This is a genomic window from Prescottella subtropica (assembly GCF_005434945.1).
Classification (GTDB): domain Bacteria; phylum Actinomycetota; class Actinomycetes; order Mycobacteriales; family Mycobacteriaceae; genus Prescottella; species Prescottella subtropica.
This window is the reverse complement of sequence record NZ_SKCH01000001.1, coordinates 458,480-483,050: the sequence shown is the minus strand read 5'-3', so window position 1 is coordinate 483,050 and position 24,571 is coordinate 458,480. Positions and strand designations below refer to the sequence as shown.

The window sequence follows — 24,571 nt, the reverse complement described above, 5'->3', positions numbered from 1 at the left end:
ATCAGCCGTGCTGCCGGAGATACTCGGCGAGAGCCGGTCCGATCACCGCCAGCGCGTCGGGTTCGATCATGTCGGTGTGCCCGCAGCGCACGGGACACTCGTCGATCACGCCGGTGACCAGGGGTTGCCATTCCTGCGGTGACCGCCGGGCGCCGTCACCCCCACCGACGGCCGGGAACACCAGCAGATCGCCGTCGAACACCTGTGGGACGTATCGGTGCACCAGATGCCGGGAGTCGGCGTAGCCGGTGTCGATCCGTTCGAGCTGTGTGGCGGTGATCCCGTCGACAGTACCGAAGTGGGAGTCGAGCATTCGGGCCGCGGCAGCGTAGGTGAGCGCATCGGATACGTCGATCTCGAGTCCCAGTCCGCGCAACAGTTCGGCCAGGTCGAGTCGGCCGGTATCCGGGGCGGAGCCGTCGTCGGGATAACTGTCCATCACCGCGAGCACCCCCACGGGCAGCCCGCGGCGCTGCAGTTCGACGGCCGTCGCGTGTGCGAGAACACCGCCGAGCGACCAGCCGAGCAGATCGTACGGCCCCTCCGGGGCGACGGCCCGCAACTCGTCGACGTACGCGGCGGCCAGTGCCTCGATCGAGGCGTACTGCGGCCCACCTCCGACGAACGGCAACTGCAGGCCGAACACCGGACGGTCCGGCGGCAGGTACTGCACGAGGCCGGTGTAGCCCCAGGACAACCCGATCCCGGGGTGTACACAGAACAGGGGACGCCCGGAACCGGTGCCGCGCAGCACGATCATCGGGCCGAGCATCTCCTCGGCGCCCTCCGGGGTCGCGGCCGCGATCCGACGGGCGAGGCCCGCCGGCGTGGGATCCAGGAACAGCGCCTGCAGGGGCACGGTGGCATCCACCCGGCCGCCGAGGTCGGTGACGAGCCGGGTCGCGAGCAGTGAGGTGCCACCGAGGTCGAAGAAGTTGTCGTCCGCACCGACCCGGTCGACGCCGAGGACCGCGGTGAACGCATCGACCACCGCCGCCTCGAGCGGACCGGCGGGTGCCCGGTACGTCACCGAGGCCGACATGAACGCGGGGGGCGGCAGCGCATCACGATCGAGTTTTCCTGTGGGGGCCAACGGGATCCGGTCGAGCACCGCCACCGCCGACGGCACCATGTGCGCCGGGAGGTGCCGCGCCGCGGCCCGGCGGATGTCGCCCGGATCGAGGTGCGCGTGCGCGACGGGCCGTACGTACGCGCACAGCAACGTGTTGCCGGCGGGCCCGGGCCGGGAGAGCGTCACCGCGAACCCGACGTCGGGCAGTGCGGCCAGCACCGCATCGATCTCGCCCAGCTCGATCCGGAATCCGCGGACCTTGACCTGGAAGTCGCTGCGGCCCATGTACTCGAGGGTGCCGTCGTCACGCCACCGCACCAGATCCCCTGTCCGGTACAGTCGTTCGCCGCTGCGCCCGAACGGGTTCGCGACGAACCGTGCCGCCGTCGACACCGGTCGCCGGTGGTACCCGCGGGCCAGCGCAGCCCCGGCGACGTACAACTCCCCCACCACCCCGCGCGGCACCGGGTGCAGGCGCGGGTCGAGCACGAGTTCGGCGACACCCCGGATCGGCCCGCCGAGCGTCACCGGCCGATCCGCCCGCATCGGCGCACTGATGTTCGCCATGATCGTGGTCTCGGTAGGGCCGTACGCGTTGAGCATCGTGCGTCCGGGCGCCCACCGGGCCACCAGGTCGGCCGGGCACGGCTCGCCCGCGACGACGAGGGTCCGCAGCGATTCCGGTCCGGCCGGGTCGACGGACGCCAGGGTGGTCGGGGTGACGAAGGCGTGCGTCACCCGTTCGGCGGCGAGAACCGACGCCAACTCGGCCCCGCCGTACACGTGGGGCGGGACGACGACCATGGTGGCACCCGCGCTGAGCGCCATCACGATCTCGAACACGGATGCGTCGAAGCTGGGAGACGCGAAGTGCAGTGTGCGGGCCCGCGCCGTCACGCCGAGCCGGTCGCGTTCCTCCGCGGCCAGGTTGGCCAGCCCCCGGTGTGTGAGCACGACACCCTTGGGGATGCCGGTCGAACCGGAGGTGTAGATCAGGTAGGCGGACTGCTCGGCCCGCACCGGCTGCGTCCGGTCGGCGTCGGTGACCGGGCCGGACGGCATCGCGGCGACGGCGGCGGCGGTCGCGGGATCGTCGAGGACCAGCCATGCGGTCGTGTCCGGCAGCCGATCGCGCCGGGACCGCGTCGTCAGCCCGACTACCGCGCCACTGTCACCGAGCATGAGGGTGATCCGCTCGGCCGGGTAGTCCGGGTCGACGGGCACGAAGGCCGCACCGGTCCGCGCCACCGCCCACACCGCCAGCACCGAGTACACCGATCGAGAAAGTCCCAGTGCGACACAGGCTTCCGGACCTACTCCGTGATCGACGAGATACCGCGCCAACCGGTTGGAACGCTTGTCGAGGTCCCCGTACGTCAGGTCGACGCCGTCGCACGTGACGGCGACCGTGTCCGGCGCCCGGGCGGCCGACGCCAACAACTCGACGAGCGTCACCGGCGGCGCGTCGGCCGCACCGAGGGCGGGTGCGAGGCCGTCGAGTTCGCCCGCGTGCAGTAGTTCGAGATCGCCGATCGCACGGTCGGGATCGTCCGCAGCCGACTCGAGGATGCGCACGAACCGTTCCCCGAACTCCCGGACCGTCCCCGGATCGAACAGATCGGTGGCGTACTCGATGTCGCCGACGATGCCCGCGGGCGAACCGGTGTCGTCGAATCGCTCACCGAGGACGAACTCGAGATCCTCCTTGACCGCCCCCGACCCGACCGGGACCGTTTCGAGTGCCAGACCCGGCAGCCCGAGGCGACCGTGACCGTCGGACTGGAACTCGAGCGCCACCTGGTACACCGGGGAGTAGGAGGTGGACCGGACCGGATCGAGTGCCTCGACGACACGCTCGAAGGGCACGTCGGCGTGCTCGAAGGCACCGAGGTCGACCTCCCGGACCTCGCGCAGCAGCTGCGAGAACGACTGCCGGGCATCGATCCTCGTTCGCAGCGCGAGGGTGCCGACGAACATTCCGACGAGGTCGTCGAGGGCCCGCTCGCCACGGCCCGCGACGGGGGTGCCGATCACGATGTCGCCGGTGCCGCCGAGGCGACCGAGCAGCACCGCGAGCGCCGCGTGGACGGTCATGAACAGGCTCGAGCCCCGGCGCCGGGCGAACTCGCGCAGCCGTCGGTGCAGGTCCGGGCCGATCGTGAACCCGGCACGGTCACCGCGGAACGACTGCTGTACCGGGCGGGCCCGGTCGGTGGGCAGGCTCAGCAGGTCGGGTGCACCGGCGAGGGCCGTGGTCCAGTAGTCGAGTTGGTGCGAGAGCACCGACCGCGGATCGTCGGCGGCGCCGAGCAGCACCCGCTGCCACAGCGTGTAGTCGGCGTACTGCACCGGCAGCGGTGACCAGTCCGGTGGGTGGCCGTCGGCCCGCGCCGCGTACGCGCGCATCACATCCCGCGTGAGCGGGCCCATCGAGTACCCGTCGATCACGATGTGATGCGCGGCGAGGACGAGGACATGCTCCTCGGCTCCCAGTCGGAAGAGCGCACCGCGCACCGGGACCCGCGCGGTCACGTCGAATCCCGCGGTCGCGACCGCACGGACGGCACCGGCCAGGTCGGACTCGTCGGCCACGTCGGTCGGGGTGAGATCCAGCGCGACGTCGCCGGGAGGATGCACGTGCTGGACAGGACCGTCCCGGCCGATCGGAAAGGCGGTGCGCAGACTCTCGTGCCGGCACAGGACGTCACCGACCGCGGACTGCAGGGCCGGGACGTCGATCCGGCCGGTCAACCGCACCCCCGCCGCGACGTTGTAGGCCGCCGACTTCGGATCGAACTGGTTGATGAACCACATCCGCTGCTGTGCCGCGGACAGGGGGATCTCGGCGGGGCGCTCGGCGGGTTCGAGGACCGGCCGCCCCGAGGGCCCGGTGTCACCGTGCTCGATCCGCTCCGCGAGCGCCGCCGCGGTGGGCGCCTCGAACACCGCCCGCACCCCGAGATCGACACCGAGAGCCTCGTCGAGGCGGACGACAGCCCGGGTCGCGGACAGCGAGTTGCCGCCGAGCGCGAAGAAGTTGTCGTCGGTTCCCACCCGGTCGACGCCGAGCACGTCGGCGAACGCCGCCGTGACCGTCTCCTCGACAGGGTCGGTGGGGGGACGGAACACCGATGCCCCGGTGCCGAAGTCCGGTGCGGGCAGTGCCCGGCGGTCGAGTTTGCCGGCCGGGGTGAGCGGTAGGTCGGCAAGGACCGTCAACGCTGCCGGGATCATGTGCTCGGGCACCCGGTCGGCCAACCGTGCACGAAGAGCGGCGACGTCGATCCGGCGGCCCTCCGCCGCTACGACGTACGACACGAGCACCGTCTCCCCGCCCGGTCCGGACGTGCCGAGGGTGACCGCGAACCGCACGTCGCGGTACCCGGTGAGCACCGAGTCGATCTCGCCGAGTTCGATGCGGAATCCGCGTACCTTCACCTGGAAGTCGCTGCGGCCCCGGAACTCCAACCGGCCGTCACCGGTCCACCTGCCGAGGTCGCCGGTGCGGTACATGCGTGTGCCGGGGACACCGAACGGTGCGGCCACGAACCGCTCCGCGGTCAGGCCGGCACGCCGGTGGTAGCCGCGCGCCACGCCGGGGCCCGCGATGTAGAGGTCACCGACGACGCCGGCGGGAACCGGCCGCAGGTGTGCGTCGAGCAGCACTTCGGTCACCCCCGGGATCGGACGTCCCACCGTCGGCGCCCGCCGATCGTCGCCCCGGTATTCCTCGATGTTGACGGCGACGGTCGTCTCGGTGGGACCGTACTCGTCGAGTATCCGGCACTGCGGCAACCAGTCGGTGGCCAGTTCCGGCCGCCACGCCTCGCCACCGACCATGACGCACGCGAGGTCGTCCAGACCCGCCGGGTCCACCGAGGCGAACGCCGCCGGGGTGATGAACGCGTGACTGACGCGCTGCTTGCGGAGCAACGCGGTCAGTTCGCTGCCGCCGTACACGGTGCGCGGTGCGATCACCATCGTCGCCCCCACCGTGAAGCACAGCAGGTACTCGAGCACGGAGGCGTCGAAGCTGGGCGAGGAGAAGTGCAGGGTCCGCGAGTCGGCCGTGACACCAGATCGATCACACTGCACCGCAGCATAATTGGACAGCCCTCGATGCGAGAGGACGACGGCCTTGGGCCGTCCGGTCGACCCGGAGGTGTAGATCAGGTACGCGGGGTTCCCGCCCCGGACCGGTGCGGTCCGGTCCTGATCCGTCACGGGCGCCGGTGACCGCGTCGCGCAGTCCACGGCGAACGCCGGGTCGTCGAGTACCAGCCAGCGGAGCCGGTCGGGCAGCCCCGGCCGGTGCGCCGTGGTGGTCAGTCCCACCTCGGCACCGGAGTCGGTGAGCATGGTCTCGACCCGCTCGGCGGGCCCGTCGGGATCGACCGGTACGAACGCCGCACCGGAGCGTGCCACCGCCCACACCGCGGTCACCGACTCGATCGACCGCGGGATCGCCAGCACCACATGATCTTCCGGTCCGATGCCCAGTTCGATCAGCCGTCGGGCGAGCCTGTTGGACTGCGCGTCCAGCTCCCCGTAGGTGACCTCGGTGCCCCCGACGACGAGCGCGACCGCGTCGGGGTCGATCGCGGCGGCGGCCTCGAAGATTTCCGGCAAGGTCCGGCTACCCGGCAACACGGCGGCGGGGCCGCCCGAGACCGGTACCAGGTCCCGGCGTTCCGCGGCGGTGAGCAGGTCGAGTCGGGCCAGCGGCCGATCCGGTGCGTCGGTGACGACACGCAGCACCCGCAACACCCGCATCGCGATGTCCTCCACGACGGCCTCGCCCAGCAGGTCCGGGCGGTACTTCATGGTCACGTGCAGCCGGTCCGGGGCCGACGCGACGACACTCAGCGGATAGTGCGCGGAGTCGTGGGCCTCGACACCGGTGAGGCGAGCGCCGAGCAGGTCGGCGTCCACCGTAGTCCCGGCCCGCACCGGATAGGACTCGAAGACGACCAGCGTGTCGAACACCGCGCCGGGGCCGACGGCGCGCTGGATGTCGGGCAGATCGACGTGGTGGTGGTCCAGCAGTGCCGCGTGCTCGGCCTGGACCCGGGCGGCCAGGGCCGCAGGGGTCTCCCGCGGATCGAGTCGGATCCGGTCGGGCACCGTGTTGATGAACAGTCCGATCATCGTTTCGACACCGGCGACGTGCGGGGGCCGCCCGGAGACGGTGGTGCCGAACACGACGTCGGTGCGGTGCGTGAGCATCCCGAGCACGATCGCCCAGGCCACCTGGACGAGGGTGCCGACCGTGAGACCCCGGGCCGTGACCAGCGCCCGGAGCCGCCCGGACGTCTGGGTGTCGAGTTCGTAGTCGAGGTCGCGTGATCCGGTGTACCGCTCGGGGACGGCCTGCCGGTCGGGGACCAGCAGCGTCGGATCGTCCGCGCCGGCGAGCGTGCGTCGCCACGCCTCGAGCGCGGACACCCGGTCCTGCCGGCCGAGCCACGTCAGGTAGCCGCGATACGACCGTGCCGGTGGCAGCGCCGACGCGTCGCCGTCCGTGACGTACAGCGCGATCAGTTCCTCGAGCAGGATCGGGGTGGACCAGCCGTCGAGCAGGATGTGGTGGTTGGTGATCACCAGTCGGTGTCGCGCACCGGGCAGGTGCACCAGCAGGAGGCGCACGAGCGGGGCCCGGGACATGTCGAACGGCGTCGCACGGTCCTCGGCGAGCAGGGCCGCCAGCCGGGCGGCCGCGTCCCGCCGCCCCGCCCCGGACAGGTCCGTCTCGTGCCAGGGCGGCGTCACACCGTCCCGCACCACCTGCACCGCCGTGCCTTCCCGGTCGCGCGCGAACGCCGTACGCAGGTTCGGGTGCCGGTCCAGCAGCGCCGTCGCGGCGCGGCGCAGGCGCGGCGCGTCCAGCGGCCCGTCGAACGTCAGGATCAGCTGCACCAGATACGCATCCGGTGCGGCCGCGGACAGTTCGGCGTGGAAGAGCAGGCCACGCTGCATCGGTGTCAGCGGCCACACGTCGGACAGGTCGGGGTAGCGGTGCTCGAGTCGCTCGATCGCCGACTGGTCGAGTGTCACCAGGTCGAGGTCCGACGGTGTCCGTCCGCCGGCACCCGCGGTCGTGGCGTGCCGAGCGACCGCCGCCGCCGTCCGGGACCACAGTTGCGCGAGCCGGTCCACCTCGCCGGAGGCGAGCACGCCCCGCGGGAAGTCCCAGGTGACCACCATGCGGGGGCCGTCGGGTCCGGCGACGGTGGCGGCGTTGACGTCCACCGCGAAGGCGACCGGCAGGTCCGGGGCGAGCACACCACGCAGACCCGTGTCCTCGACCGGCATCCACGATCCGGTGCCGGTGTCCGGCCCGGTCGCGTCGAAGCGGCCGAGGTAGTTGAAGCTGATCTCGGGCATCGGACACGAGGCCAGTTCCGGGGCCGTGGTCTCGTTCAGGTAGCGCAGCATTCCGAAGCCGATGCCGTGGTCCGGGATCGCGCGCAGCCGCTCCTTGACCGTCTTGAGCGCGGCATCGAGATCCTCGGGGTGCGTGGCGGGCAGGTCGAGGCGCACCGGGTAGATCGTCGTGAACCATCCGACGGTCCGGGACAGGTCCGCGCCCGGTACCACCTGTTCCTCGCGGCCGTGCCCCTCGAGGGCGACGGTCACCGCCGCGGTGCCGTGGCCGCGTTCACGCCGCCACTGCCGCAGGGCCAGTGCCAGGACGGTGACGAGGGCGTCGTCGACGGTGCCGTGGATCGTTCCCGGCACCGTGGTGAGCAGCCCGCGGGTGACCTCGCTCGGCAGTTCCACCTCCACCCGGTCGACCGTGGACCCGACGTCCACCGCCGGGTCCACTGCGCGGCGTCCGAGGCTCGGCTCACCGGCCGGGACCATCGTGCGCCACAGCGCCAGCTCCCCCTGCCGCTGCCGGGCGGCCGCGGCGAGGGCGTCCGACCACGTCCGCATCGACGTGCCGGTCGCCGACAGTTCGGGGGCGACGCCCGCCGCGGTTCGGGTGCAGGCCACCGCGAGGTCGGGGATCAGGATCCGCCAGGACACCCCGTCGACGACCAGGTGGTGGGCCACGATCAGCAGCCGGTCACCGTCACCGGCGACGAACCGGACGAGGCGGATCATGCGGCCGGACGACGGGTCCAGCAGATCCGCGGCCGCATCCTGGGCGGCGTGGACGACGCCGGTGAAACCGTCGCCGCGCACCGTGTCGACCGCGACGGTGTGCAACACGTCGGCGGCCGTGACGGCGCCCGGTGCCCGCACCTCGAGACGTCGGCCGGTGCCCGAGCGGGAGTCGCACCGCAGCCCGGCACGCAGCATGTCGTGGCGGCGGAGCACCGCGTCGACGCCCCCGGCGAGGGCGGCGGCGTCGAGATCGGTGGGCAAACCCAGTAGCACCGACTGCGCGTAGCGCCGGGAATCACCGCCGCGGTCGGCCAGCCAGTGCACGACCGGCGTGGTCACCACGTCGCCGACGCCGCCGCCCGGCAGTTCGGGCAGCGGTACCGGTTCGGCCGTCTCGGCGAAGGTCGCGACCTCGGCGAGACCGGCGACCGTGCGGCGCTCGAAGACGTCGCGGGGCGTCAGCCGCACCCCGGAGGCCTGCGCACGGGACACCAGTTGGATCGACATGATCGAGTCGCCGCCGAGACCGAAGAACGAATCGTCCACGCCGACCGAGGCGACACCGAGCACGTCGGCGAACACCTCGGCCAGGATCCGTTCGACGTCGCCGCGCGGGGCGCGCCCCGCGCCGGTCACCGGGCGGGGGTCCGGCAGGGCGGCGCGGTCGATCTTGCCGTTGACGGTGACGGGGAACTCGTCGAGCACGGCCACGACCGCCGGCACCAGGTAGGCCGGCAACCGTCGTCGCACGGTCTCGAGCACGCGCTCGGGATCCGGCACACCACCCGCCCGCGGGACGACGTACCCGACCAGCCGGGTGTCCCCGCCGGGGCCCTCGCGGGCCAGTACCACCGCCGCCGCGACGTCGGGGGCGGCCGACAGCGCGGACTCCACCTCCCCCGGCTCCACCCGGAATCCCCGCACCTGCACCTGGAAGTCGCTGCGGCCCAGGAACTCCAGAACTTCAGTCGACATCCGCCGCACCCGGTCGCCCGTGCGGTACATCCGCCCGGAGCCGCCGAACGGGTCGGCGACGAACCGCGCCGCGGTGAGCCCCGGGCGGCCCCGGTACCCGCGTGCGACCTGAGCCCCGCCGACGTACAACTCGCCCGCGACCCCCGGCGGCACGGGGTGCAGGCGGTCGTCGAGCACCCGGAGTTCCGCGGCGGGCAGCCCGACACCGATCACCGAGCCCACGGGACGCTCCCCCTGCACCGCGTCGCCGTCGAGCCGCTGCCACGTCACGTGCACACACGTCTCGGTGATGCCGAACATGTTCACCAGTGCGGGCGAGTCGACGCCGTGGCGGTCGACCCAGCCGGACAGCCGCGCCGCGTCCAACGCCTCGCCGCCGAAGACCACCCAGCGCAGCGGGAGCGGCCGCGGATCCGGGTCCTCGGCATCCGCACGGTCCAGTTGCCGGAACGCCGACGGCGTCTGACTGAGCACGGTCACCGCCTCACCGCGGAGCACGGCCAGCAGTGCGCGCGGCGACCGGGCGGTGTGATAGTCGATCACCACGACGCGCCCACCGAATCCGATGGCACCCCACAGTTCCCACACCGCGAAGTCGAACGCGAAGGAATGGAACATCGTCCACACGTCGTCGACGCCGAAGCCGAGCACGTCCCGCGCGCCGGTGAGGAGGGTGACGACATTGCGGTGACTCACCGTCACCCCCTTCGGGCGGCCCGTCGACCCCGACGTGTAGATCAGGTACGCGGGCGCATCCGCGTGCAGGGGCGCCACCCGCTCCGCGTCCGTGATCGGACCGGCCGGGCATCCGTCGATCCGGGCACGGACGGCCGGGTCGTCGAGGCACACGGTCGGCAGGTCCGCCGGGACCTCGACGTCGGATCGGGTGCGGGCGAACACCGCGTCCACCAACATGCACGACACGTCGGCGTCGTCGATCACGTACCGGATCCGTGCGGCCGGGTATCCCGGATCCACCGGCAGGTACGCCGCACCGGCGCGCACGATCCCCGCCAGGGTCACGACGAGGTCGATACCGCGGTCCATCACGACCGCCACCACCGATTCCGGCCCCGTGCCACGCTCGATCAACCAGCGCGCCAGACGGTTCGAGCGTTCGTCGAGTTCCCGGTACGTGATGCGCGCAGCCCCGGCGACCACCGCGACGGCGTCCGGGGTCACCGCAGCGGCCTCAGCTAGCAGGTCCGCGAGGGTCTCGTCGGCGACGAGCCGGGGACCCGGACCTGGCACCGACGCCGATCCGACACCGAGATCCAGGTCGCCCACCGGCAGTGCCGGGTCGGCGGCCACGGCGGCGAGCAGCCGAGACGTCAGCGCGGCGAGGGCGGCACCGGTCGTAGCATCGAAAATATCGGTCGCGTACCGGATCTCACCGGACAGACCGGCCGGCGCACCGTCGTCGTCGAACGTTTCGCCGATCCCGAACTGCAGGTCGAACTTCACCTCCCCGGTGTCGGCGTCCAGCACGTCGATACTCAGCCCCGGCAGCTCCACCCGCGGCCGGTCGATGTCGCGGTACTCGAGCATCACCTGGAACAGCGGGGTGGCGGAGGTGCTGCGACCGGCCTCGCCACGGTCCACGAGTCGCTCGAACGGCACGTCCGCGTGCCCGAACGCGTCGACGTCGGCCTCCCGGACCACCCCGAGCAGCGCGGTGAACGGGCTGCCGGGATCGACCGTGGTGCGGAGCACGAGCGTGTTGACGAACATGCCGATCACGTGGTCCAGGTCGGCCTCGCCGCGACCCGCGACCGGGGTGCCGACCACCACGTCCCGGCCGACGCCGATCCGGGAGAGCAGCACCGCCACCGCGGCGTGCACCACCATGAACATGGTCGAATCGTGACGGCGGGCGAGATCGGCCAGGGCCCGATGCGTGTCCGCGGCAACGGTGAATGCGGCCCGGCCGCCCCGGGTGGACCGGCGGGGCCCGCGGGGACGGTCGAGCGGCAGCGCCGACACCGGCGGGGCGCCGGAAAGGAACTCCGCCCACCACCGCTCGTCGACGCCGAGACGGGAACTCGGGTCGCCCGGTGCACCCGGCGACTCCCGCTGCCACACCGCGTAATCGGCGTACTGGACGGGCAGCGGATCCCAGTCCGGTTCCCGGCCCGCACTCCGGGCCGTGTACGCGGCCGCGACATCACGCGCGAGGGGGCCGATCGAGAAGCCGTCCGCCACGATGTGGTGCACCACCACCACCAGCACGTGCACATCGGGCGCCGCGCGCAGAAGCGTGATACGGACTGGAACCTGCTGCGCCACATCGAATCCCGTACGGACGACGGCCGCGACCCGTTCCGTCACCCGATCCGGCGGCACCGACTCCGGGGACAGGTCGCCCACCACACCGGCGGCCGCCACCGTCACCTGGGCCGGCCCGGACGGCGACGCCGGGAACACCGTGCGCAGCGACTCCTGCCGGTCCACGACGTCCACGAGCGCCGCCCGCAGCACCGCCGGATCGAGACGCCCGGACAACCGCAGCGCCAGCGGCACGTTGTAGGCGGCGGACGCGGGCTCGAACTGGTTGACGAACCACATCCGTTCCTGCGCCCACGACAGCGGAACCCGCTCCGGTCGTGCCGTCGCCCGCAGGGCACGCGTCGGTGGTACCGGGCCGTGGTCGACGGTGCGGTCGGCGCGGGCGGCGAGTCGGCCGGCGGTGCCGCACTCGAACACGTCGCGCACCTCGATCGCCGACCCGAGCGCCCGGTTGATCCGCGCTACCGCCCGCGTCGCGCCGAGCGAGTTGCCGCCGAGCGCGAAGAAGTTGTCGTCGACCCCCACCCGGTCGATCCCGGTGATCTCGGCGAACACCGCCACCACGTGCTCCTCGGCCGGGGTGCTCGGTGCCCGGAAACGGGCTGCGGACGCGGCGAGGTCCGGTTCCGGCAGGGCGTCGCGGTCGAGTTTGCCGACCGGGGTCCGGGGCAGTTCGTCGAGGACGACGATCGCCCCCGGCAGCATGTGCCGCGGCAGACGTCGGGCCGCGAACTCGGCCAGCGCCGTGGTGTCTGTGTCTGTGTCGGTGCCGGTGCCGGTGCCGGTTCCCGGTACGACGTACGAGACGAGCAGGGGGTCGCCGGCCGCACGGCGCCGGGCGACGGTGACGGCGTGGCCCACCGCGGGATGCGCCACCAGGACGGCGTCGATCTCCCCCGGCTCGATGCGCAGCCCCCGCACCTTCACCTGGAAGTCACTGCGGCCCAGGTACTCCAGCTCGTCGTCGACCCCGACCCGGACGACGTCGCCGGTCCGGTACATGCGGGTGCCGGGGGTGCCGACCGGGCACGCGACGAACCGGGCCGCAGTGAGAGCCGCGCGCCGATGGTAGCCGCGGGCGGTCCCCGCACCCGCGAGGTACAGCTCCCCCGCCGCACCCACCGGCACCGGGCGCAGGAACGCGTCGAGTACGAACGCGTCGGTACCGCGCACCGGACGGCCGATCCGGATGTCGGCCCCGGGGGCGAGGGGCGCACTGATCGTGGACAGCACGGTCGCCTCCGTCGGCCCGTAGCCGTCGAGCATCCGGCGGCCCGGCGCCCAGTCCGCCACCAGTTCCGGCCCGACCGCGTCGCCGGCGACGACGAGGACCTCGAGCGTCGCCGGTGGCCGGGTGTCGACGGTGGCCAGTGCCGCGGGGGTGATGCAGGCGTGCGTGATCCTCTCCCGCGCCAGCAGATCACCGAGAGCGGCCCCGCCGTACACCGTCGTCGGCGCGACGACGAGCGTCGCCCCCGCCGAGAACGCCTGCAGCAGCTCGAGAACCGAGACGTCGAAGCTGGGTGAGCAGATGTGCAGGCATCGCGCGGACGGTGGGATCGGGTACCGCGCGCGCTGTTCGGCGAGCAGGCTCGCCAGCCCCCGGTGGGTCACGCTCACCCCCTTCGGCCGGCCCGTCGACCCCGACGTGTAGATCAGGTAGGCCACGTCGTCGACCGTCGGCGACCGGACCGGCCGGACCGGCCCGTCGGGTACCGCGACGGTGCCGGGATCGTCCAGCAGCAGCCACCGGACCGTGTCGGGCAGGGCGTCGCGGTGCGCCGCGACGGTCAGACCCACGGCCGCACCGGAATCGCCGAGCATGTGCTCGATGCGCGCCCGCGGATACGTCGGGTCCACCGGCACGAACGCGGCCCCCGACTTCGCGGCCGCCCACACCGCCGTCACCGACATCGCCGACCGGGGGGCGGCGCACGCCACGACGGTGCCCGGCCCCGCGCCCGCACCGATCAGCACCCGCGCCCACCGGTCCGACAGGGCGTCCAGCGCCGTGTACGACAGTTGCGCGTCGGCCGAATCGACGGCCGTGCCGGTCGGATTCGCTGCCACACCGTCCGCGAGGAGTTCCGCCAGCAGTCGCGGCCGGGCGGCGGTGCCGCCGGTGATCGGCACGCTCGATGCCCGCTCGGACGGCGACAGCACGTCGACGTGCGCGAGCGTCCGGTCCGGATGCCGGGTGACGAGGTCGAGAACGGAACGTATTCGCGCACCGATGGATTCGACCTCGGTCGCATCGAGTCGGTCGACGAGGTATTTCAGGGTCAGGTGCAGGCGGTCGGTCAGCCCGGCCAGCACCGTCAGCGGATAGTGCGTCGCGTCGAGTCCGCGCACCCCGGTCACGTGCAGTCCGGCGACGTCGCCGGACCCGGTGAGCGCGGACCGGTCGACGGGGTACGACTCGAATACCGTGAGGGTGTCGAACACCGCGCCCGGCCCGGCCGCCTGCTGGATGTCGGCGAGTCCGGCGTGGTGGTGGTCGAGCAGCGACGCCTGCTCGTGCTGGACCCGGTCGAGGAGTTCCGCCACCGTTTCTCGGGGATCGAACCGCACCCGCACCGGCACGGTGTTGATGAACAGTCCGATCATCGTCTCGATGCCGGGCACCTCGGGGGGACGGCCGGACACGGTGGCACCGAACACCACGTCGGTGCGCCCGGTGAGGGCGCCGAGCACCAGCGCCCACGCGACCTGCACGACGGTGTTGAGGGTGACGTCGCGTTCCCGGGCCGCCCGCACCAGTGCCGCGGTCTCCGCCGCGGTCAGCGTCACCGACACCTCGCCGGGCCGGTCGTCGACGCCGGCACCGGACGGTCCGGGCGGCAGCAGCAGCGTCGGCTCGGACGCCCCGGCCAAGGCCCGGTTCCATGCCCGCAGCGCTCCCTCGCGGTCCCGGCCGGCCAGCCACCCCAGATACCGGCGGTGGTCGCCGGGACGCGGCAGCACCGGCGAATCCGCTTCGGCCGCATACAGTGTCACCAGTTCCTGCAACAGCAGCGGTGTCGACCAGCCGTCGAGCAGGATGTGGTGGTAGGTCACCACCAGCCGGTAACACGCCGGTGCGGTGCGCACCAACGTGAACCGCAGCAGGGGGGCGCGGTCCATGCGGAACGGTGTCGCACGGTCCCGGTCCAGCAGGTCCCGCCAGTCCCGGTCCCGGCGGTCGCCGTCGGGTCCGGACAGGTCGACCTCCCGCCACGGCACCGGCACCTCCGCCTCGACCACCTGCACGGGGTCACCGGCGGCGTCCTCGACGAAACACGCACGCAGCGTGGGATGCCGGTCGAGCAGGGCGCGGGCCGATGCCCGCAGCCGCTCCCGGTCGGGCTCGCCGCGCAGGTCCACGACGAGCTGAACCGCGTACGCGTCCACCGCTCCCGCGGCCAGACGGGCGTGGAACAGCAGCCCGGACTGGAGCGGGGTGAGCGGCCAGATGTCGACGAGTCCGGGCCGGTCCCGCTCGAGTGCCTCGATCGCGTCCTGATCGAGCCGGTCCGAGACCAGATCGGACGGGGTCAGCCCGCCCGCCCCGGCGGTCCGCGCGTACCGCGCGAGCGCAGTGAGCGCGTCCCGCCACAGTCCCGCGACGGCACGGACGTCGGCACGGTCGAGCAGTCCCGACGCGAACGTCCACGACGACTGCAGTGTGGCCCCGTCCGGGCCGGCCGCGATGCCCGCCGCGATCTCGAGTGCCGCGGCCACCGGCATGTCGGCGTCCTGTGCGCCCCCGAGCCCGTCTGCGGCGACGGGCGTCCAGGCCCGGTCCTCGCCCGCGCCGACATCGCCGGGCGGCCGGCCCAGGTAGTTGAGCACGATCTGGGGTGCGCACCGCAACCGGGACTCGTCGTCGCCCAGTTCGGTGAGCAGTCCGTAGCCGACGCCGTGGTCGGGGACCGACCGCAGGTGCTCCTTGACGAGTTTGAGCGCGGCCCCGGCGGACGGGCCGCCGGCGAACGCGTCGTCGAGGTCGATCGTCGTCAGATCCGGCCGGACCGGATGGAGCACGGTGAACCAGCCGACGGTCCGGCTGAGGTCGGCGCCGGGCGCGACGGACTCCTCCCGGCCGTGGTTCTCGATCCCGATCAGGACGTCCCGGCCCGCGTCCCGGCCGCCGCGCCACCGCCGCACCGCGAGGGCGAGCGCGGTGAGCACGACATCGAGGACGGTGCCGTGGACGGCGCCCCGCAGCATCGTGGCGACGGTCGCGGTGTCGTCGGCGGGCAGGGTCTCGTGCAGCACCTCCACCGTCGCGTGCACGTCCCGGTCCGGGTCCGGCGGTCGCCGACCGATCGGAGGATCCTCACCCCGGACGATGCTCTCCCACAACGGGATCTCGGTGTCCCGCCCGGCGGTGGCCGCCCCCAGTGCGTGCGCCCACCGCCGCATGGACGTACCGACCTCCGGTAGCTGCGGCACCCGACCGTCCGACGCCTGGGCCCACGCCGACGCCAGGTCCGGGACGAGGATCCGCCAGGAGACCCCGTCGATCACGGTGTGGTGCGCCACGATCATCAGCCGTCCGGTGCCCGCCGGTCCACGGAACCACACCAGTTGCAGCATCCGGCCGCGCGCCGGATCCAGGCGGGCGGCGGCCGCATCCAGTTCCGTTGCCGCGGAACGGTGGAAGGCGTCGCCGTCGAGCGTGTCGACCGGCACCGACACGAGGAGGTCGGCAGCGCGGACGGTGCCCGTCGGGCGCACCCGCAGCCGCCATCCGAGCGCCCGGCCGGTGTCGGGGAGCAGTTGCGCGCGCAACATGTCGTGCCGGTCGAGCACCGTCTGCACCGCCGCCACCAGTGCGCGTGCGCCGACCTCGGGGGGCAGGTGCAGCAGCACCGACTGCGAGAACCGGCCGAACCGGCCGGCGGCGCGACGCACCAGCCACGCGAGCATCGGCGTGATCGGGACCTCGCCCACCCCGCCGCCGGGCAGCTCCGGAAGTGTCTCGCCCCCTGCACCGTTCGACGCCGCGACCGCGGCCAGCGCAGCCACCGTGCGGTGATCGAAGACGTCCCGCGGCGTGACCGACAGCCCGGCGGCCCGCACCCGGGACACCAGCTGGATCGACATGATGCTGTCACCGCCGAGCGCGAAGAACGAGTCGTCCGCACTCACCGTGTCCAGGCCCAGCACGTCCGCGAACACCCGGGCCAGGGTCCGCTCCGCGTCGGTGGACGGGGCGCGCCCCTGCTGCCGCCCGGCGGCGAAGTCCGGTTCCGGCAGCGCCGCCCGATCCAGTTTGCCGTGCACGGTCGTCGGCAGGTGGGACAGCACCGTCAGGTGTGCGGGCACCATGTACGACGGCAGTCGCGCCGCGACCGCGTCGTGCAGTCCCGCGGTGTCGACGTCGGCGGCGGTGCTCCCGGCGGCCGGTACCACGTACGCGACGAGACGCTCACCGATGCGGCCCAACCGGCGGATGTCGGCGACCGCGTACGCGACGGCGGGCTGCGCGGTGAGCGCGGCCTCCACCTCGCCGAGTTCGATCCGGTACCCGTGCAGCTTGACCTGCCGGTCGTTGCGGCCCAGGTATTCGAGCGTCCCCGGCGCCGTCCACCGCACCAGATCGCCGGTGCGGTACATGCGGGCACCCGGCCCACCGGCACGGTCGGCGACGAACCGGACGGCGGTCAGCGCGGCCCGCCTGTGGTACTCCCGCGCCAGCCCGGGGCCGCCGAGATACAGCTCGCCGGGCGTGCCGACCGGGACCGGCTGGAGTCGGGCGTCGAGCACCAGCGCATGGAATCCCCGCACCAGGCCGCCGATCGTCACCGGCCGCCCGGGCCGCAGTCCGGTACCGAGACCGGCGATCACGGTCGCCTCGGTGGGGCCGTAGGCGTCCAGCATCGTCCGACCGGGTGCCCAGCGTTCGACCACGGCGGGCGGGCACGCCTCCCCGCTCGGCATGACGCACTGCAGCTCGGCGAGTCCGTCCGACGCGGTCGCCGCGAGCGCTGTCGGCGTCGCGATGCAGTGCGTGACCCGCTCGGCGGCCAGCAGGTCGTGCAGGTCGGTGCCGGCGTTCACGGTGGACGCGGTGACGACCAGCGTCGCGCCCACCCCGACCGCGAGCAGCATTTCCAGGATCGACACGTCGAAGCTCGGCGACGCGATGTGCAGGATCCGTGAGTGCCGTGTGGTCCGGCACCGCTCGTGCAGGTGCGCAGCGAGATTCGCCAGCCCGCGGTGGTCGACGGCCACCCCCTTCGGGATGCCGGTCGAGCCGGAGGTGTAGATCAGGTAGGCGATGTCGTCGAGATGCACCGGTGCCACCCGGTCGGCGTCGGTGATCGGACGTTCGGACGACGTGTCGGGCGCCGGTGGCACCGGCTCGTCGAGTACCCACCACGGGCAGTGCCCGGTGAACGACCCGTGCCAGCGGGTCACGGTGAGTCCGAGCACGGCGCCGCAGTCGTCGAGCATCGACGCGATCCGCTCGGGCGGGTGCGACGGATCGACCGGCACGAACGCGGCCCCCGTCTTCGTGACCGACCACAGTGCCGACACGTACTCGGGGCAGCGCGCCATGCCGAGCGCCACCATCGCTCCGGGACCGATCCCCTCCTCGATCATCCTGCGGGCCAGCACATTCGACCTTCGATCGAGGTCACCGTAGGTGACGTCGGTGCCGTCGTAGCGCAGCGCCGGCCACGCCGGGTCGATCGCTGCTCCCGCCGTCAGCAGTGCGGCCAGGGTGCGCGGCGGGCTGCCCGACGGGCCGGGCACCGGGGTGAGACCGGCCCGTTCCCCGGGCGCGAGGAGGTCGATGTCGGCGACCGGTCCGCGCGGTGCCGCCGTCGCGGCCCGCAGGATCCGCAGCAGGCGGTCCGCGAAACCGTGGACCGTCCCGGCGTCGAACATGTCGGTGGCGAACACCAGTCCCGCGGACATGCCCCCGGCGCGACCGTCCGCGTCGACGTCCTCGGCCACACTCAGCCGCAGATCGAAGGCGGCCGTCTCGGGTCCGCGTTCGAGGGGTCGCACCCGCAGTCCCGGCAGTGCCGGGTCCGGGCGCGGGACGGTCTGGAACTCGAGCATCACCTGGAACAGCGGCGAGTGGGCGGTCGACCGCGGCGGGTCCACCGCCTCCACCACCCGCTCGAACGGGATGTCGGCGTGCATGAAAGCACCCAGGTCGGCCTCCCGGACCCGGCCCAGCAGTTGCGCGAACGTGCAACCACCGACGTCGCAGCGCAGCACCAGGGTGTTGACGAACATGCCGACGATGTCGTCGAGCGCCGCGGTGCCTCGTCCGGCGATCGGGGTGCCGACGGCGACGTCGTCGGTGCCCGTGAGGCGGGCCAGCAGCACGGCGAGCGCAGCGTGCATCACCATGAACACGCTCGCGTCGTGCTCCCGGGCGAGGGCGACGATCCGGTGGTGCAGGTCGGGTGGGATCGCGAACTCGACCCGGCCGCCGTCCTGGGATCGCACCTGTGGGCGGGGCCGGTCGCTCGGCAGTTCGAGCACTCGTGGCAGGCCCGCGAGCGTGTCGGCCCAGTACGTCGACTGTCGCGCCAGCGGGGACTCCGGGTCGTCGGCATCCCCGAGCCGGTCCAGTTGCCACAGCGTGTAATCCGCGTACTGCACGGCCGACGCCGGTCGGTCCGGGGCCCGGCCCGCGCGGCGCGCCGCGTAGGCCTCGGCCAGATCCCGCGCGAGCGGCGTGAGCGAGAACCCGTCCGCGAGGATGTGGTGCAGCACGATCGTCAGGACGTGTTCGGTGTCGTCGAGGCGGAACAGACTCGCCCGCAACGGCACCCGTGCCGTGACGTCGAATCCCTCGGCGAGGGTGGCGTACACGAGCTCACGCAGATGCGTCTCGTCACGGACGTCGACGACGTCGAGCGTGACCTCCGGTTCACCGACGGGCAGCACCTCCTGACGCGGTCCGGTGTCGTCGAGCGGGTACACGGTGCGGAGCGCCTCGTGCCGCGCGACGACGTCCGCGACGGCGGCCGACAGCGCCGCCCGGTCGAGGTCACCGGACAACCGGACGGGCAGGGATATGTTGTACGCCGCCGACGTCGGGTCGAACTGGTTGAGGAACCAGATCCGCTGCTGGGCCGGTGACAGCGGTATCCGCTCCGGCCGGGGTCGGGCGCACAGCGGGGGTCGCGGCACCTCGCCGCCGGCCTCGGCGGCGCGGCGGGCGAGGCCCGCGACGGTGGGCTCGTCGAAGACGTCCCGGATCCCGAGCACCACACCGAGCGCGTCGCCGATCCGGGCGGCGAGCTGCGCCGCGACCAGCGAGTTGCCACCGAGCGCGAAGAAGTCGTCGTGCACGCCGACACCCCCGATGCCCAGCAACTCCCCGACCGCCGCGGCCACCGCCTGTTCGATCGGGTCGCACGGCGCGTCGTCGGGTCCGCCCTCCGTCACCGGCTCGGGGAGAGCCGCGCGGTCGAGTTTGCCGTGCACGGTGGTCGGCAGCGCATCCAGCACCGTGACCACGGACGGCACCATGTAGTCCGGAAGAGTCTGTGCTGCCTCCTCTTTCACCGTTCCCGGTTCGACGTGGGCGCCGGACTCGGGCACCACGTAACCGAGGATCCGGACGCCGACCGGCCCGTCGGCGGCGACCGCGACGGCCGCGGCCACCCCGTCCGCGGCGGCCAGCGCCGACTCCACCTCCCCCAACTCCACCCGGTAGCCGCGGACCTGGACCTGGAAGTCGGAGCGGCCCGCGAACCGCAGTGCGCCGGTCGGCGTCCACGCACCCAGATCCCCGGTCCGGTACATCCGCGTACCGGACCCGCACGGGTCGGCGACGAACCGGGTCGCGGTCAGGCCGGGACGGCCGCGGTACCCACGGGACAGCTGCGCCCCGGACACGTACAGCTCTGCCACCACCCCCGGTGCGGCGGGATGCAGCCGGGTGTCGAGGACCCGCACCGCCAGCCCCGGCAGCGGCGCACCGATCGCCCCGGGCGGGCGGCCCCGGGCGGGGACCGGGTCGAGACGGTCCCAGGTGACGTGGACACAGGTCTCGGTGATGCCGTACATGTCGGTCAGCCGGGGGGCGGCCGGGCCGTGGTGCCGGCCGAACCATGCGGCCGGCAGTGCCGGGTCCAGCGGTTCCCCACCGAAGATCACGTGCCGCAGTGTCGGCAGCGCGGCCGCGTCGCCGGACCGCCGGTCCGCGTCGGCGAACTGCCGGAACGCGCTCGGTGTCTGACTCAGGACGGTGACCCGCTGTTCGCGCAGCAGTGCGAGCAGATCCACGGGTGAGCGGGCGGTGGTGCGGTCGACGATCACGACCGTCGCCCCGTGCAGCAGTGCACCCCACAGTTCCCACACCGCGAAGTCGAAAGCGTACGAGTGGAACATCGTCCAGACGTCGGACGCCGTGAACCCGAACAGTGCCCGCGTGCGGTCGAACAGTGTGACCACGCTGCGGTGCGGAACGACCACGCCCTTGGGCCGGCCGGTCGAGCCGGACGTGTAGACGACGTACGCCGCCGCGTCCGGGTGCAGTGGACGTTCCCGCTCGGTCACCGGGTCCGCCGCCGTTCGTGCGAGAGCGGACCCGACGTCACGATCGTCGAGGTCCAGTACCGGCACGCCCACCGGCACCGACGCCAGCCGCCGGGCACCGGCCGCATCTGCGAGCACGCACGCGGGCGCGGCGTCGGCCAGCACGAATTCGATCCGCTCGTCCGGGTAGTCCACGTCGACCGGTACGTACGCGGCCCCCGCGCCGACGACACCGGCAAGGACGACCGGCAGGTCCGCCGAGCGTGTCATCGCGACGGCGACCCGGCTCTCCGCTCCGATACCGCGGCCGATCAGCCAGCGCGACAACCGGTTCGAACGTTCCGTAAGTTCCCGGTAGGTGATCCGCACCGATCCGGCCACCACCGCGGTCGCGCCCGGGTCCGCCGCCGTCGACCGCGCCAGAACCTCCGGTAGCGTCGCCGCGACACCGTCCGGGTCCGCGGGGGCCGACGACAGCGCACGCTCCGGCTCGTCGGTCACCTCGATGTCGCCGACGACGGCGTCGTCGTCCGCGGTGACCGCCGTCAGGATCCGGTCGAGCCTCGCCGCGAACCCGGCGACCGTGTCCCGGTCGAAGAGGTCGGTGGCGAAATGCAGTGCCATCGCGAGCCCTTCCGGGGTTCCCGACTCGCCGGTGGCCTCCCGCACGCTCAGCTGCAGCTCGAACTTCGCGAGCTCGGTGTCCACCTCGGTCACCGCGGCGCCCAGTCCCGCGAGCGCCACGGCCGTCGGCTCGGCGGCGCCCACCTCGAGCATCACCTGTACGAGAGGGGCGTGGGCCGGGGAACGTTCGGTGGCCAGTTCCTCGACCAGCCGCTCGAACGGCAGTTCGGCGTTTGCGAGCGCATCCAGATCGGTCTGCCGGACGCGGGCCAGCAGGTCGACGAACGACAGCGCGGGATCGACGTCGGTGCGCAACACCAGGGTGTTGACGAACATGCCCACCAGCTCGTCGAGTTCGGGTGCGGTGCGACCGGCGACGGGGGTGCCGATCGTGACGTCGCGCCCCGCCCCCAGACGGGACAGCAGCACCGCGAACGCGGCATGCAACACCATGAACAGGGTGCAGTCACGGTCGCGGGCGAGCGTGAGCAGGCGGCGGTGCCGTTCCGGGTCGACGTCGAAGGTGACGGTGCCACCGGCGGGCGAGAGCACCGGCGGCCGGGGCCGATCGAACGGCAGCGTGATCGCGGCCGGCAGGTCTGCCAACCGGGTGGTCCAGTAGTGCTGCTGCCGCGACGACACCGAGTCCGGGTCGTGCGGGGATCCGAGCATGTCCCGTTGCCACAGCGCATAGTCCGCGTACTGCAGCGGCAGCGGGGACCAGGCCGGCGCCCGTCCATCGTGCCGGGACGTGTAGGCCGTCACGATGTCCCGCGCCAGCGGGACCGCGGACTTCCCGTCGGCCGCGATGTGGTGCACGACGACGGCCAGCACGTGCTCGTCGGGTGCCGGGCGGAACAGCGTGACGCGGAGCGGAAGCTGTTCGCGCACATCGAATCCGGCGGCAGCCTCGGCGCGGACCGCGTCCCACAGCGTCGCGCGGTCGACGTCGACCGGTGTCGGTGCGGGGGCAGCGTCCGCCGCGGGGACGACCACCTGCTCCGGGCCCTCGACACCGGCGGGGAACACGGTGCGCAGCGACTCGTGCCGTGCGACGACGTCGGCGAGCGCGGCCCGCAGCGCCCGCACGTCGAGGTCGCCGGCGAGTGTCACGGCGAACGGGATGTTGTAGAGCGGTGAATCGGTATCGAGCTGGTTGACGACCCACATCCGTTGCTGCGCCGGCGACAGCGGCAGCCGGGCGGGCCGCTCGCGTCGCGCCGGTGCCGGGACGTCGACCGGTCCGCCCGCTCCACCGCCGGTCGTCATCAGTTCTTCGGCCCGGCGGGCGAGGCGCCTCGGGGTGGGGTGCTCGAACAGGTCCCGCACGGTCAACGACACGGGCAGCGCCGAGACGACCCGGGCGACGACCCTGGTGGCCACCAGCGAATCACCGCCGAGATCGAAGAAGCTGTCGTCGGGCCCGACCGGGCCGGCCACGGCCAGCACGGAGGTGAACGCGTCCACGACCGCCCGCTCGGTCTCGGGTCCCGGGGTCCCGGCCTCCGGCTCGGCCGGGTCCGGGTCGGCCCGCCGGCCCGCCGTGCCCGGCATCGGCGCCCCGGGTGGGGGTGCCGGCGCGGCGTGCAGCTCCGCCAGCGGCGTCGACGGTGCCGCGGCGGCGAACTCGTCGAGGAACGCGACGAACAACCGGTGGTAGGCGCCCTGCAGGTCCTCGGGGTACCGACGCGGGTTCGCCCGGAACCCGACCAACGTGCGCACCGGCCTGCCGGACTGGTAGACGTTGACCAGCAGATCCTCCACCGGCCCGGACGTGACGATGTGGAACTCGGTGGCCAGCTCGCCCATCACGATCTGTGGGTGGAAGAACATCACGTTCACGATCGGCCCCGCCGGGTCGCGGCCGATGTCGCGCAGGATGTCGGCACGGATGCACCGCTGATGCCGTAGCGCGGCAACGAGTTCCATCGACACGCGGTCCGTCAGCGCACCCACCGTGTCGCCCTCGCGGACCTCCAGCGGCAGGGGGAGCAGGTTGGCGGTCATCCCACCCGAGCGGCGCAGCACCGCGGTGCTGCGCGCCGACACCGGGATGTTCACGAGCACGTCGGCGCGCCCGGTCATCCGGCTCATGTAGCCCGCGAACGCCGCGATGATCCGTGCGGCCGCGGACGTGCCCGATCCCGCACCGGCCTCGAGGCTGCGGACCGTCCGCGGTGACAACGCGCGGGACGCGAGCCGGCTCTCCGCGGACGCGGGTGCATCCGCGTCGGTGAGGCCGATCCCGCGGACCGTGGAGAGCCGGTCCGCCCAGTACTCACGGTCGGTGTCGTGGCGCGGGGAGGCCCGGTACCGGTCGTCGATCCCGAGCAGCGTGCGCAGGTCGGCGGCGGCGGCAGGTTCCGGCGGCCGCCCGGTCACCGTCGCGGTGTACAACTCGGCGACACGGTAGAGCATCGTCGCGGCCCCGTAACCGTCGAGGACGATGTGGTGACTCCTGCTGTACCACAGGAAATGTCGCTCCTCGACCTGGAGTATGACGGTCTGGACCAGCCGGTCGACGGACAGGTCGACGGGGGTCGCCGTCTCGCGTCGCATCCACGCGTGCGCCGCCGCCACCGGATCGTCCTCGGCACGCAGGTCGATCAGGGTGATCGAGGTGTCACGCGTCGCGTCCACGTACTGCACGGGCTCGCCGTCGACGGTGACGACGCGCAGGAACGGGGAGCGGAACTCGCGGGCCGCGCGGACGTTCGCCGCCCGCAGCGCATCCACGTCGAGCGGTCCCGTGATGTCGACGTACTGCGCGATGAACAGCGGGACGTCGGGGGCGAGTTGCTGCGCGAACCAGAGGGCACGTTGCGCCTCCGACAGGGGAAACCGGTCGGTGTCCGTGCTCGGGTGTGCGCGGTGTCGTGGGTGAGGATCGGCGAAGTCCATCTATCGCCCTCGGAGGTTCAGTTGTGTTCGCAGCGGTGGCCGCGCCACCGTCGCCGAACGAAACGTTCCCTCCGCCGGAAGCCGTCCCACGACAGCAGCGCCTATCTG

General features: G+C 72.9%; 1 protein-coding gene. It reads right to left on the bottom strand.

What is annotated here, in order from left to right:
• Position 1: 1 nt before the first annotated feature.
• Positions 2-24,463, bottom strand: coding sequence for a non-ribosomal peptide synthase/polyketide synthase (locus tag E0497_RS02075; protein WP_137723098.1), 24,462 nt, complete (start codon positions 24,461-24,463; stop codon positions 2-4).
• Positions 24,464-24,571: the final 108 nt, after the last annotated feature.